This window comes from Sporosarcina saromensis, assembly GCF_033253735.1.
Lineage (GTDB): Bacteria > Bacillota > Bacilli > Bacillales_A > Planococcaceae > Sporosarcina > Sporosarcina saromensis.
Map to the genome: position 1 here is coordinate 21,918 of NZ_JAUBDI010000027.1, position 13,333 is coordinate 35,250.

Annotated in this window: 13 protein-coding genes; 7 read left to right on the plus strand and 6 right to left on the minus strand. The window is 39.5% G+C overall.

The features are described 5' to 3' along the window. Nucleotides 1-125 precede the first annotated feature (125 nt). Nucleotides 126-686 (plus strand): sigma-70 family RNA polymerase sigma factor, encoded by a 561-nt coding sequence (locus QT711_RS18005; protein ID WP_317946539.1) that lies wholly within the window; start codon nucleotides 126-128, stop codon nucleotides 684-686. After that, nucleotides 661-1,854 (plus strand): hypothetical protein, encoded by a 1,194-nt coding sequence (locus tag QT711_RS18010; protein WP_317946541.1) that lies wholly within the window; start codon nucleotides 661-663, stop codon nucleotides 1,852-1,854. Before QT711_RS18005 ends, QT711_RS18010 begins: the two co-directional genes overlap by 26 nt. 274 nt (nucleotides 1,855-2,128) lie before the next feature. Here the strand turns inward: QT711_RS18010 and gloA are convergent, their stop codons facing one another. The 6 genes from gloA to QT711_RS18035 form a co-directional block, all read right to left on the minus strand. Next, on the minus strand, nucleotides 2,129-2,509 hold the full coding sequence (gene gloA / locus QT711_RS18015) for a lactoylglutathione lyase (RefSeq protein WP_317946543.1): 381 nt from the start codon (nucleotides 2,507-2,509) through the stop codon (nucleotides 2,129-2,131). Between the two features lie 260 nt (nucleotides 2,510-2,769). Further along, nucleotides 2,770-3,471: a hydroxyacylglutathione hydrolase gene (gloB, locus tag QT711_RS18020; protein ID WP_317946545.1), complete on the minus strand. Its 702-nt coding sequence runs from the start codon at nucleotides 3,469-3,471 to the stop codon at nucleotides 2,770-2,772. A 152-nt stretch (nucleotides 3,472-3,623) separates the two neighbouring features. Further along, nucleotides 3,624-5,276 carry an SWIM zinc finger family protein gene (locus tag QT711_RS18025; RefSeq protein WP_317946546.1) on the minus strand — a complete coding sequence of 551 codons (1,653 nt, stop codon included), beginning with the start codon at nucleotides 5,274-5,276 and terminating at the stop codon, nucleotides 3,624-3,626. Between the two features lie 357 nt (nucleotides 5,277-5,633). Further along, nucleotides 5,634-6,029 carry a hypothetical protein gene (locus QT711_RS18030; RefSeq protein ID WP_317946547.1) on the minus strand — a complete coding sequence of 132 codons (396 nt, stop codon included), beginning with the start codon at nucleotides 6,027-6,029 and terminating at the stop codon, nucleotides 5,634-5,636. Next, on the minus strand, nucleotides 5,927-6,196 hold the full coding sequence (locus QT711_RS19625) for an SMI1/KNR4 family protein (protein ID WP_398296345.1): 270 nt from the start codon (nucleotides 6,194-6,196) through the stop codon (nucleotides 5,927-5,929). Before QT711_RS19625 ends, QT711_RS18030 begins: the two co-directional genes overlap by 103 nt. A gap of 176 nt (nucleotides 6,197-6,372) precedes the next feature. Next, entirely contained in the window at nucleotides 6,373-6,987 is a 615-nt protein-coding gene (locus tag QT711_RS18035; protein WP_317946548.1) for a hypothetical protein, read from the minus strand. Between the two features lie 384 nt (nucleotides 6,988-7,371). On the opposite strand from QT711_RS18035, the gene QT711_RS18040 reads away from it, so the two are divergent. The 5 genes from QT711_RS18040 (at nucleotide 7,372) to QT711_RS18060 (ending at nucleotide 13,146) form a co-directional block, all read left to right on the plus strand. Then, nucleotides 7,372-7,719, plus strand: a complete 348-nt coding sequence (locus QT711_RS18040; RefSeq protein ID WP_317946550.1) for a helix-turn-helix domain-containing protein — start codon at nucleotides 7,372-7,374, stop codon at nucleotides 7,717-7,719. A 346-nt stretch (nucleotides 7,720-8,065) separates the two neighbouring features. Then, nucleotides 8,066-10,798, plus strand: a complete 2,733-nt coding sequence (locus QT711_RS18045; protein ID WP_317946552.1) for an AAA domain-containing protein — start codon at nucleotides 8,066-8,068, stop codon at nucleotides 10,796-10,798. A 42-nt stretch (nucleotides 10,799-10,840) separates the two neighbouring features. After that, complete coding sequence (locus QT711_RS18050; RefSeq protein ID WP_317946554.1) at nucleotides 10,841-11,905, plus strand: NERD domain-containing protein; 1,065 nt, start codon at nucleotides 10,841-10,843, stop codon at nucleotides 11,903-11,905. Between the two features lie 234 nt (nucleotides 11,906-12,139). Beyond that, complete coding sequence (locus QT711_RS18055) at nucleotides 12,140-12,325, plus strand: antitoxin VbhA family protein (RefSeq protein ID WP_317946556.1); 186 nt, start codon at nucleotides 12,140-12,142, stop codon at nucleotides 12,323-12,325. An 80-nt stretch (nucleotides 12,326-12,405) separates the two neighbouring features. Continuing rightward, nucleotides 12,406-13,146 (plus strand): Fic family protein, encoded by a 741-nt coding sequence (locus QT711_RS18060; RefSeq protein WP_317946558.1) that lies wholly within the window; start codon nucleotides 12,406-12,408, stop codon nucleotides 13,144-13,146. The last annotated feature ends 187 nt before the right edge of the window (nucleotides 13,147-13,333 follow it).

Consider the following 13,333-nt stretch of genomic DNA (forward strand, 5'->3'; position numbering starts at 1 on the left):
AATGTGCCAGTACTTGAACCCAAATCGTTCAAGAAACTGGCATTTTTTTTATTTTGAAACCAGTTGCACCTTTGCACGCGTCTTAGAGGTAAGATTGTAAATAGTGTGGGTGGCGGGGGTGAGAAATGATTATGAGTCGTTCTTGGAATGAATCCGATGAAGAAGTCTGGCTGTCTGGTTTGATGGATGCGCTTGGCGATCGGTTGACGAATCTGTCTTTCAGTTATTTGAAAGATTGGGGAAAAGCTCAGGAAGTAGTGCAGGATGTCTTTTTTACCTGTTATAAGAAACGCGGTCACGTTCTCGAATTGAATTCGATTGAAGCCTGGCTATACAGAGTCACCGTGAATCGGTGCAAAGACGTCTTACGTACTTCATGGGTTAAGAAAGTGATCGTGAACAATGAGTTGTTTCTTACGCAAAAATCAGGGCAGCCATCGCCGGAACATGAAGCTGTCGCGAAAAGCGAGGATGAGCGGTTAGCCCGGCTCGTTTTGGAGTTGCCGATCAAATACAAGGAAGTCATTTTGCTTTTTTATTATGAAGATCTGTCTGTGGAGGAAATCAGTTATGTGTTGAAGTCCAATCCGAATACGGTCAAAACCCGCTTGAAAAGAGGGCGGGAGGCATTGCAGAAATCCATAGAGAGGAGCGGTTTTCTTGAAAGAACCAATGAGGGATATTAAAAAGTCATTAGATGCGACGGTTTTCAAAGATTCGCAGTTCAGCGCGAAGCATAAGCATGCAGTCTTTCAAAAGATTCATAAACGCAAGACCATCTATGTCCTGCCTACGCTCGTTAGCGGTTTGCTACTGACGGTGGCTGTTTCAGCAGGTATTTATTTTGCAACGGAAAGGATAGGCGGTGAAAGTCCGGCTGCATTGGTACCCAATCACCCAGTTACCACGGAAATTCCGCCACCTCAAGGAGAGGGTGGAACAGAAACAGTTCCTCTCTATGAAGCCAAAGAGGATGCCGAAGTATCCATGAAGGACGCTGAAACGGCGTACGCGCTTTGCGTAGATGCACTGACGGACTATTACAATGCCATTTGGAACGGCACGGAGATTGACGTGGGCAAGTTTATAGGGAACGAGAACCTTCAACAGTATTTGGAAACGAAGATTCAGTATGAATCTAAGAAGTTTGGCACTATGGACAGCAAGGTGAAACAGCTTGAAATTGGCGATTGGGAAGTGACATTTACGAATGATGAGAAGGGAGGATATCTCTATTTGGAAGTACCTGTTAGCATTCGAAAGCATGATGGAGGCGGATATGGAGAAGGTACAGAGTTTTTTGTGCGGAACATAGATGGCAAGCTGACGATTGTTGACTGGTACACGGGCGGAAAAGATACGTATGATTACTTGGTGCGCGGATATGAGCAGAAGATTGGCAATCCTAATGTTTGGAATGATCATGATTGGGTGAAAAAGTTTAAAAGCGGTACAGGTCTCTATGATTTCGAACAGCAGGTCTATGATCGATTCCAGCTCACCCATGATGCGAACGAGTTGATCGGGCTGGAACCGATCAGCATTGCGAAACTATATGCATACGCCAGTTATCAGCAAGACTTTGAAACGGCGTATGCGCTATACACGGATCGTGAGGAGCATATATTATGGAGCGAGGAAGAAGATGAACAAATTCCGTTGGTCGATAGGGGGACACCGGAACAGGTATTGGAAACATATAAAGGACTCGAAAGTGGGTCTTTTATTCAAACAAGTGACTACGAAGGATATATTAAGTTTTATCCAAACGGCGAGCAGCACGTGGAATCCGGCTTCTCCATGATAAAAAATGAAGAAGGCATTTGGCAAGTCGCGTTCTTGCCAGTCCAGTAAATGTGGAGGGGCTATGTGACAAACATTCATGGCTGTTACCCAACTATGAAAACCATCGCCTGTGCTAGATTTCAATACAATTGTATGTCCGTCCGTGGAAAATGTATCGGTTGATGGCTTTGCAATTCATTTATTTATCACGATTCGGTTAAATTAAAATGAATGTTTCTGGCACAGGCGCTTTTAAAATGAAAAGCCTACCCTCGTTTCTCTGTTATGTAAGCAGAGAGGTGAGGAGTAGGCTTTTGGCAATCAGTTTTGTATGTTGTACGTTTTAGTGTTTACGTTTTACTTCGATTCGATAGCCGTCTGGGTCAGTGACAAAGAAGTAAAAAGGTGCTCCGCCTGAAAGTCCTTTCAGTTCACCTGTTTCATAAGGAGAAGCTTTACAGATTTCATGCATTTTTTCTAAATCATCCACGGTTACGCCTAAATGACTGAAACCATTTCCGATTACATAAGGTTCTGCATCATAATTATACGTCAGTTCAATCTGTACGGAAGAACCGGGTGAATTCAAATAGATAAGATCGAATTTATCTTCAGGGAATTCTCTGCGACTAGCTACTTCAAAATCAAAAAGATTCGTATAAAAATCTAACGTCGCATCAATATCTCTCACACGTAAACAAATTTCAACGAGTACTTGGCTCATTTTTTCAACCTCCGTAAATGTATAAGTTTTTGTTTGTTAAGATGGTTCAACTGATTGAAAACAGCATCTTTATTTTACCATATATGTTTCGTTAAGTGAAAAAATGCGATGGGATCGCTCAACCTCACTGCTTTGCCCAATAAACAACGGTAGTAATGTGGTGAAATGACTTCTTTTACTTTGTATTGGCTTGCTTCCTTGTAGGCTTGTCTTTTCATTTTCCGTTAGATGATCCGGCAAAAAGCAGTTCTGTCATTGTCTTAAAATTGATCACGGGCGTTCCGCAATTCGATAAAGTCCTCCAATGTCTCCGCTTGCAAAAAGAGGTTGATGGCCTTCTCTTTGCCAATCGTCGTCGGGAGTGTAGGAAGTCCTTTGGCACGCAATTCCTGGACTTCTTTTAACGAATTGTAGATCTTTTCATTCTCCGGATATATGTTGGAGGCAAAGCGTAAATTCGTTTCGGTATATTCGTGGCCAGGGTAAACATGTATCGCATCATCCAAGCGCTTAAATGTCTGCAAAGATTCGAATTGGGCTTCGTAATCGCCGGTGAAAACCCGACCGCATCCTGCTGAAAACAAGGTGTCCCCGCAAAAGAGATGCTGCCCCATTAAGAAACTGATGTGGCCATGCGTATGCCCTCCTGATGCGTAGACTTGGACAGGTTGCCCCAATACGTGAAAGGTGTCTCCTTCCTTTACAATTCGATTCACGAAGTTTTTCGTTTCTTCCGGCCCATACACAACACTTTCCGGATGACTCGCTACAATCTCTCGTACCCCGCCGATATGATCTTCATGCATATGCGTTAATAAAATGGCCGTCAAACGAAGCTGCTTTTCTTCCAGGTAATCCAGGACAACGCCCGCTTGTCCTGGGTCGACCACAACTACCTCTGTTTCTTTCTGAATGCACCATATGTAATTATCAGAAAAGGCTTTAATTGGATGAATAATCATCTTCTGATTCCTCCTCTTGGTTTTTTAGTGTGGAGACTACTTTTGAAAATTGTCTGTGTTAGTTTGTGAATACACACTACAAATTGTTGGTTGATGAATTATTTTAACATATCATTTATCTTGATTAATCACAAATGTTGGTTGGTACCTACCTATAGCTTACTAAGTTCATCTATGAAAGCTGGCCGTCGTTTATACAGCTCTTTCAGTTCTTCAATTAAACGAATTTGTTCATCATGCCCGCTAATTTTCTTGAATCGCCGTAGCATTTGGCAAATCCCTCTATATTGGCTTCGGTTGTATGTCTGGTCTGCCATTTCTTTTATATAAGTTCCAAATAAAAGAATAGCCTCTTCCTTATGAGCATCCATTAAATATTTCAAGAATTGCTCAATACTAGAAGGGTTTGCTTGTACATGGCGAAGCATAGAATCCACGTCATTTTCAGCCTCAATAAGCTGGAGAAACACCCTTTGATTACTAGTCGCTAATTCTTTTTTTAAGTGATCATAAAAGAAAGGGAAATCATCCGCTGCAAGTTCTTTCAAGTCCCAATAGTAATCAAATTCTCCAGCGAAAAGTAATTCACGACCTGTCAGGATCTGCTCTTCAGACATGTTCATCTCTTTGTACGCTTTATAGCGCCATTTTTTCCAACGAGTCACCAAACCGCGATAGTTCGCATCCTTTTTTTCGCCTGTCAGAGCCAACTCCAGTACGCGACTACTATTGCCATTCTCCCATTCAATGTGCATCAATCGTTCACGAAAGGAGGGATAGTCCAATTTATCGTGCAAAAATTTATGCGCTTCCGCAACAGTACCATGCGTTTGTATCATCTCAAACAGCAAGTTGTAAATCTGCTCATTCGAATAGTCCTTATAATGATTTTCGGTGGTATGATTAATACATGATTCCAATTCAACAATTAATCGCGAACGCAACTCGTCATCTTCGGCAAATAGCGTACTGATGGAAAGCAAATCGTTGCGATAGTCTACCCATCCTTCAAACACGTTATCTTTCGAAAGTTGAATGAGTCTCTCCAACAGCTCCCTTTGCTCCGTGAGATCTGTTGTTTCTTCTGCAATCCGACGAATGGTCGTTATTGTTTGGTCCACTACATAACCAATTTCGCCTCCTGAATCATCAGCGTATTGATACGAATTGACCGCTTCAGTTAGGAGCAACCCGGCAACCTCTGTCGCTATCAACGGATCTTCAATCGTATCGATCCTCTCGAGTACCGCTGTTAAATCATCCGCAAAGTCACTGACATATTTATAGGAAATATAGCCTTCTCTCGCCATGTATTTATGAATGACCGAGTCAATTAATTCTCTGCAACGATGCAGTTCCTGCTGCGCGTCAACGCTTGCATAATTGAAAACTAACCGATTGTGCAAAACACTGTCTTCATCCGCCAAATCGACCAGTATAGCAATCAATTTTTCTTTTGATAAACTTCCAAGAACGTCTTTCAAATCGGGTTGATTACTTATAGAATCGATTTGTTCAGGAAAGTTTCCATCCTCGAAGTGCTCCAATAGCTCATAAAGAACGGCGACTTCATGCTTGCAAATTGGTCCTGAATCGTAAGGGCACGTACATTCTGATGAAAGGATTGTATAATCCTCATCCATATGTATCGAAATCTCATACAAGTCTGTTCCTTCAACAAACGCTCTGTATCGGTCTTCTTCATGATCATGGGTGATATCCGTAACCAACCCTGATGCAAAATACGTAAATCCCCGTTGCAAAATAACGGGACTCACTTGGTCTTTAAAATGGTAAAGATTCATCCTGTTTCCCCCTAAGTGTTGGTTGCAGCAAGCGTATTCATGTTAATCAGTATCGAGAAGCAGTGCCAGTTTTCATTTACTTAATTCACAACAATATTATCACAGAGGTGAAGATTTCTGACGATGATACCGTCAATTCAATAAACTAGAGCCTAGGAGAGATACGAGAAAAACAACTAGACTGGGAATAAAAACATTCAGGAGCGACCTTTTTAATGTTCTTTTTTTCTTAGAAAGAAAAGAATGGAGTACATCAAAAACTACAAATGTCCCTACAATGAGATAGGGTTCCTTAAACAATTCCTACATATCGTGTGCCTTATACTAGTGATACGTTCAAGGCAAGGATATCTCCATTTATCCATTCATCAATAACACTCTTTCGTCAAAGCTTGGATATAATACGTGAAAAACTGGTAAACTCATTTCACCATGTTGCTCATTTTTCCATAAGATGTTTAACCACTCTTCAAAATTGCTTAGTGTTTTAATAATTTTCTTTGTATCTTGACTTATGAAACCAACACGGTACTCATGATTTTTTACATTGTCATCACAGATGAATACCCAATGATTATTCGAACTATCACCAGCATCAAACATCGTAAAAGAAATTAATGTAGCTGAACGAATCCATTCATTCGTTTCTACTAGGAGTACTTCACTTGGAATATCTGGAATAAGGTCGTGAACATTACGAATGTCTGCGCAAGGAGAGTTATCGTCAACACCACCAATAGGTTCGCAATCCAACAGGAAATAACGTTTGAGAAGTGTTTCAAAAACAATCTAAATGATGGAGGCAAGGGATACCCAAGAGTCTTCTCATATGCGCAGATCATTTCTTCCGACGCATGTTCTGTCTTGTCAATACTTGGGTATCTCATGTTAAATTGCTCAATGAATTCGTATATGAACATTTTATCACCCTTCCACTGCCAATATGTCTTAGGCAATAAATAATACGTTAGATGTAAAAATTAGTAGTCCATAAAAGCTTAAAAACGACAGGAATAATGAAAAAAGGAACGGACTGGCTAAGCACCATCAGTTCCTTGCGTAGAGTGTCGTGAAAAACTTAAATCTGTTTTTTACTTCAGTTTCCTTCCGCATCCGTCCATACGACCTTGTACAGCAAAGCGATGTCATAGGTTTCAAGGCTTTCTGGCAACTCGCTATTTTCCGAAGGTGCGACACTGCGCAGCATGCTACCTTTCGTCCCGACCCAAGCGGCAAGATAAATCGGTTTGTCTTTGATGAGAGTGGAATCTTTATCTACGAGATTCCCAAATGACCGGGCTAAGCTTGCAACTTCAATTGGGTACGTGATCGATGTGCTCCCTGAAGGATAGCTGAGCTTGATTGCTACGTTTTCTTCATCAAGTTCCGTCACGGTGAACGAGATCAATTTACCATCGAAATGTTTGTCTTGCGTTGAAGATGTGAGAAGAAGTTCCTCTTTGAATTTCCCTTTATGATAGACCTCGACGGAATACGTTAAATCTTCATTTTCGGCAATCTTCCCGTTCACTGTAAAGAATTGCGGATTGTTTGCTCCCGCCATAGAAAGCAATAACTCTTCATGTTCGCTCAATGTATACGGTTTGATGCTCAATGTTGCATCCGTTGAATCTTTAGGAGACATAAAAGAGCAGCCTGCTAAAAGAAAAATCGACATCCATACAATTGAATACTTTTTAATATGTTTCACACAACTCCCCCTCAAATTTGATTTTACTAGTTATACGTATATAAAAGCAATAAGATTCAGAAAATAATACATTGAATTTCCAATTAGGTTCGCACTAGGTTCTCATTGAATTTTATAATGCTTTAGAACTTATAGAAGTGATTGCAAGTTATCTATCAGAAATCTTTGTATATTCGATGGAACATATTGTTAGTGATATGGTACTATTTAAGTAGTGGGAATTTTGTAGAAAAAGAGGAAGGGGACATGGAAGTGTTCGTTTAATAGTCGAAATGTGGATTGTCTAAAAAATGCCTGATTCACAAGTTGTCAATTACCTGCAATAAGATGAAGTTTACCTACCTTTTTCTATATATAATAATGTTTCAAATTGGAGGTGTTTCTGTGGGGAGTTTTGGAAGTAGATTAAAAGAACTTAGAGATTCTAAAGGCATTACTGTAGAGAAATTATCTGAAACACTAGGCATCGCGAAAAGTGTGATGTGGAATTATGAAGCGGATAGGAAGGGTCCAAGCTTTCTGCATTTCATAATGATTGCAGAATATTTCAACGTATCATTGGATTATTTGGCATTCAGTAAGCAGGCTGCGGTTGAACTTTCCTCATATGATTCATTTAAAAGTTGTGAAATTCACCTGGATGGAACAGCAATTAGTGAAGAGGAGCATGAAGAGTTGCTCGTTTATTTACAGACACGCAGAGCAATAAAAGCTATGCGAAGCGATGAATAACTGTCGTTTGCATATGCTGGATTGGATTCAGTTAGTTCTATTAGGGACACTAATAGCTATATAAATTGGTTGCGATAAATATTATTGGCCCAAATTTCAAATGATCCTTTTAAATAAGTGCAAGGGGGGCGTTTATATGTTTAGCTTTTCGAAGTCGAAATGTGGACTATGTAAACGAAAAATTGCGCAATATCAGAGGTACAGACTACCCGATAATAAGGTGAAGAAAATTTGCTTACCTTGTTGCGAGTACGCAGAGAGACGCGCTTATCGGAAGTGTTGAGCGTGTATAATACGTGTGTTTGTGTAATTCAGGCAAATGTTTGTTTAGACGAGGTGTAAACGAGTGGATGTGAATAAGCATTTAATTCTAATTAAAAATATAGATAAGACGAAACAAATTGTTGATTGTGCTTTCCAAGATGGGCAATGGAACGTGAAGTTTCAAAACAACGATAGAATCTATCAATATCGTAAACATAATGTCGTTTGGCATCGTAATCCCAAAATACTGGACCTGCATAATCGAATCATCTATGCAGATGGTCAGCCGCTTTCAGGTATTCAGGTGGTACAGGATTTCGGTGATACAATTCGACTCGTTTTTACGAGAGGTTTTCACAAAGTGTACAAACGATCGCAACTGGTGGTGGAAGAATCGTGTTTAGCTAACGAGAAGTCTTCAAATTGTTTGGGGTATTTGAAAACGTTGGCGGAACATGTAAGTGCCAATCCAGAAGACGAAAATGTTTCATTCTTAAGTAAGCAGTACAATCGAATGACAACGATTAGTCCTCGGAGCGTATTGGCTTTGTATTTAGAACGGAAAACGTTTACTCGAAATCCGGTCACTTCAAATCCCATTTTTCCGTTTGGATTAAATGCGAGTCAGAAATCAGCGACAGAAAAGGCAATTGCGGGTCCGATTAGTGTGATTGAAGGTCCGCCGGGTACGGGTAAAACACAAACGATCTTAAACATTATTGCAAATGCGGTCATTTACAACAAAACCGTAGCGGTCGTGTCCAACAATAATGCAGCAACAGCAAATGTCCTGGAGAAGCTACAAAAGTACGGGCTGGATTTTATTGCGGCTTATTTAGGCAATCATTCGAACAAGGAACAATTTTTTGATGAACAGACTGGAAGTTATCCAGACATGACAGACTGGTTGTTGAGCGAAGAAGAATCTCACCGCATTAAAAACGACTTAGTAGAATTGCAAATTAAGTTAAATGAAATGCTTGTCCTGAACAATATACGTGCGCAATTACAACAAGAATTAGCCATGTTGCAGACGGAATTCCAATATTATGAAGACTATTACTCAAGGAACAAATACAAACAACTAAGAATCAACGCTTTTTTACGGTTTGATGCTGAAAAGTTGATGAAAATGATCATTACATATAAAGGTGACGCTGGTAAAAAGAATTCGCTCAAAAAGAGAATTTACAATTTCTTTGTGTATGGCATTTACAAGTCTGATTTACATAAATACGATGCTGAGACGGTCGTTTCTCACCTTCAAAGAACCTATTACGAAGTGAAAATAACTGAACATAATAAGGAAATAAAAAGTTTAACATGTAGATTAGGAAGTTACGATTTCAATCAAGCAATGGCTGCATTTAGTGACCAATCGATGCGATTGTTCAAGTCGAATTTAGCAAAGAAATACAGGGAACAAGACAAGAAAAGACCGGTCTATAAAAGTGATGTGTTATGGAAAAACACAGCACAATTTGTTCAAGACTATCCAGTTGTTCTTAGTACGACACATTCGTTACGCAATAATGTATCTGAGAACTTTTTATTCGATTATGTCTTAATCGATGAGGCTTCACAAGTTGATGTCGTAACAGGTGCGTTAGCGCTGTCATGTGCTAAAAACGCAGTCATCGTTGGGGATACAAAACAATTGCCAAATGTCATTACGACCGAAGTACGGGAGAAGGCACGCAAGATTTTTGATGCCTATCGTCTGCATGCAGGCTACAATTACGCCGAGCACAGTTTGTTATCATCGATCGTTTCGTTGTTTGACAACCTCCCACGTACACTTTTAAAAGAACATTATCGCTGCCATCCTAAAATTATTGGTTTTTGCAATCAAAAATTCTACAACAACGAGCTGGTTGTTTTAACGGAATCCAATGACATAAAAAAACCGCTACTCTTGTATAAAACGGTCAAAGGGAATCATGCAAGGGGGACGTTCAATCAACGGCAAATTGATGTCGTTTTTAATGAAATCTTACCGGAACAAGACATTGATACGGACAAACAGTCGTTAGGAATCATTTCGCCGTATCGCCAACAGGCTAATGAATTTGATCAGTATATCGGAACGCAAAATATCGAGGCGGACACGGTTCATAAATTCCAAGGTCGCGAAAAAGACATTATTATTCTTTCGACCGTAGCAAATGAGATCAACAAAGACGACTTTGTAGATGACGCCAATCTGATTAATGTAGCCGTGTCGCGTGCGGTCGACCAATTAATTGTTGTGACGGCTGATGGCAGTGAAGAGTGGCATGGTACGAATCTTGGTGATCTGATTCGGTACATAAAATACAATAACTTTGAGATTATTGAAAGCCAAATCTATTCCGTGTTTGATTTGCTATATAAGAGTTATTCAGAGAAGCTGTTAAAAGTGATGAAAAAAAGTCAGCAAGTGTCTGAGTTTAGTTCGGAAAACCTCATAAATCTTGTACTAAAAAAAGTCTTGGCACACGATGAATTTAGGAGCTTGGATTTTGTCCTGCATCAACCGTTGCGCATGTTAATCAAGAATCCCGATAAACTGTCTAAGGATGAATTCAACTATGCGATGAACATCTTAACACATACAGACTTTGTCATATTTAATAAGATGGATAAGATGCCGGTATTAGTCGTAGAAGTAGATGGCCACGCGTATCACGCTAGAAATCCCAAGCAACTCAAACGAGACCAAATGAAAGATCGGATTTTAGAAAAGTACGGAATACCGATCATTAGAATGAAAACAACGGGAAGTGAAGAGGAGATGATTTTACGAGAGAAACTAATTGAATTAAAACGTGGATGAGCTATTCACAATAATCCATCCAACAGAAAGGGGGAACTCCCGATGGCATTCATTAAAAAGCCATTCCTGTCGAGAGTGGTCGACGCATTGAAGGATAAGGAAGAATTGAAATCACCCATCGTGATAAAAGAAGTAGATTCGATGGATAGTGAAATTGCACATTTACAGCAAGCATTGGCAGAGGGACAGTTGAATGATACGGAAGCGAAGAAGTTGGCAAAACAAATGAAGTTCCTGGAGATTGGTAAGTCAGGTGAACAATCATTGCTTTTTGAGTTGAAGAATTCGTTTTTGCCAATCATGATTTTGCACGATGTTCAAATTGAGCATAAGGGGTTAACAGCGCAGTTCGATTTCATTGTCATCACCCGTCAATTCTTTTTGGTAATTGAAGTGAAAAAGTATTATGGAAATATTACCGTCAACGAAAAAGGCGAGTTCATTCGAACGGTCAATCGTGGAGGACGAACAATTTTTCAAGAAGGCATGTACAGTCCGATTCGGCAAGTTGAACGGCAAGTAGACGTATTGCGCGCGATGTTGATGGATCATGGTGTTATTGAGAGAACCCCAATTCGATATGCCGTTGCGTTTGCGAATGAGAAAACTGTACTTAATTTAAAAAAAGCACAGCCGGAAGTGAAAAACCAAGTATTCCGTTCAGACGGAATTGTATCATTTTTGAAGGCGGAGTTAGCGAAAAAGTCACCAGTCTATTTTAGGGATAACCGAATGCGGGAGTTTGCTGAATACATTAAAGATCAGCATGTCGGTAACCGTGCGATCGAGAAGCAAGAAGAAACCGAAGTCCGTTATTTTACAGAAGAAGCAGACCAGGAAATTCAACCTGCAGTGCTAATTGAGAAAGCGATAACAAGAGATGAACTTGAAGTAGCATTGAAAGCATTTCGGAAGCAGCTTTCCGAGAAAACCGGTCAAAAAGCATTTTATATCTTTACGAATAAAACTTTGGATGAGTTGCTCGAAAAAAGACCCCAATCAGTAGCCGAATTACACCAGATTTACGGATTGGGAGATAAGAAGATACATGAGTTTGGTGAGGAATTGGTGCGGGTGGTTTCTGGAGAGATAGTTTCGATTTCTTAGCATTTGGGTACTTGGGTTTTTTGGGTATGCCTCTCTTGGGTCTTATTTTTTGTCTTAACCTAATAGTGCGACATTGTATTCAGAAATCAATATTACTGCCACGCTCAAGATACTTCTAATGCCTCGCGAATCGAAAAAAGGATTGAATAATATATTAAAGAGCTGCACTGCGTAACGTCCAATGCGTGAAAGCTGTTATAATGGGTATACTAACTAAAATGCGAGGTGGTATAGATGCAAGAAGAGTCACGCTTCGAAAGAAGAAAGAAAGTCCAATTCGCTGTTGGAATGGCAGCGATTGATGGTGGAAAACCGAGCGCATTTACTAAAAAACTTTTAGAGCAGTATGAAAATGGACATTTAACATCCAGTGAATTAAAGCAAGCCATCGTCAAAAAATATACGAGGGCTTCCCAGTAACTATGGACCCGTATACTTATCCTAATTCCAGCATTTTAATTAACAAATTAGATATTCGAGATGAGCAGGAATTAATAGACGTGGAAGCCCAATTAATAATTGCAGGAATTCTAGATATCACTTCTCTGGCCGAAGAGATTGATTTTCAGAAATTTGAGAGTCTGCGACTTATTCATCATTATCTTTTCAATGATTTATATTCATGGGCAGGTGAGTTCATGACTGTCAATATTTATAAAAATGAAAAGGTGCTAAATGGCTTATCAGTTATTTACACAGATAAAGACGAAATAGAAGCTGATTTGGAATCAATCTTCAGATGGACTAATAGGGTAGAATGGAGTTATTCAAACTCTTTACTAGTAGAAGATTTTTCGAATTTTATGACGAGAATATGGCGTGTCCATCCGTATCGTGAAGGAAATAAACGAACAGTTTCAGTTTTTATGAAACTTTTTGCTGAATCAAAAGGGTTGAATTTTAACGACCAATTACTTTCAGTGAATGCATCATACTTGCGAAACGCATTGGTGCTTGCCGCAGTAGAAGAATCTCCTGAGCCAAATTACCTTAAAAAAATTATTTCAGATGCATTATATGTGGTTCCTTCCCAAAATGTTGATTTGGAGGAGGAAGTCTCTAGTAGTTATCAGGTAATCGGTCAGTACGATGTTTCTGAATACGAGGAAAAACCATTTGATATTGAATTCAACGATAATAAAACTAAAAGTAATCCACCCTTAGGTTTAGCTTACTATCAAGGTTGGATTATTTTATTTCACAAAAATGCGAATGCTGGTATGACAGTAATGAGAAAATGATGCCAGTGCCAAGTCATTTACATAATTGTAAAATGTATCGGTGGATTAGCAATTAATACTTGAATGAATCGATTTCATAATTCCTCTTTTTAAAAATACAAACAAGGGCAGAATTTATAGATTGTATTTCAAAAAACAAGAATCATGCGGCTTGAATGTGGTTCAATCGTGCTCCAATCCTATCGGC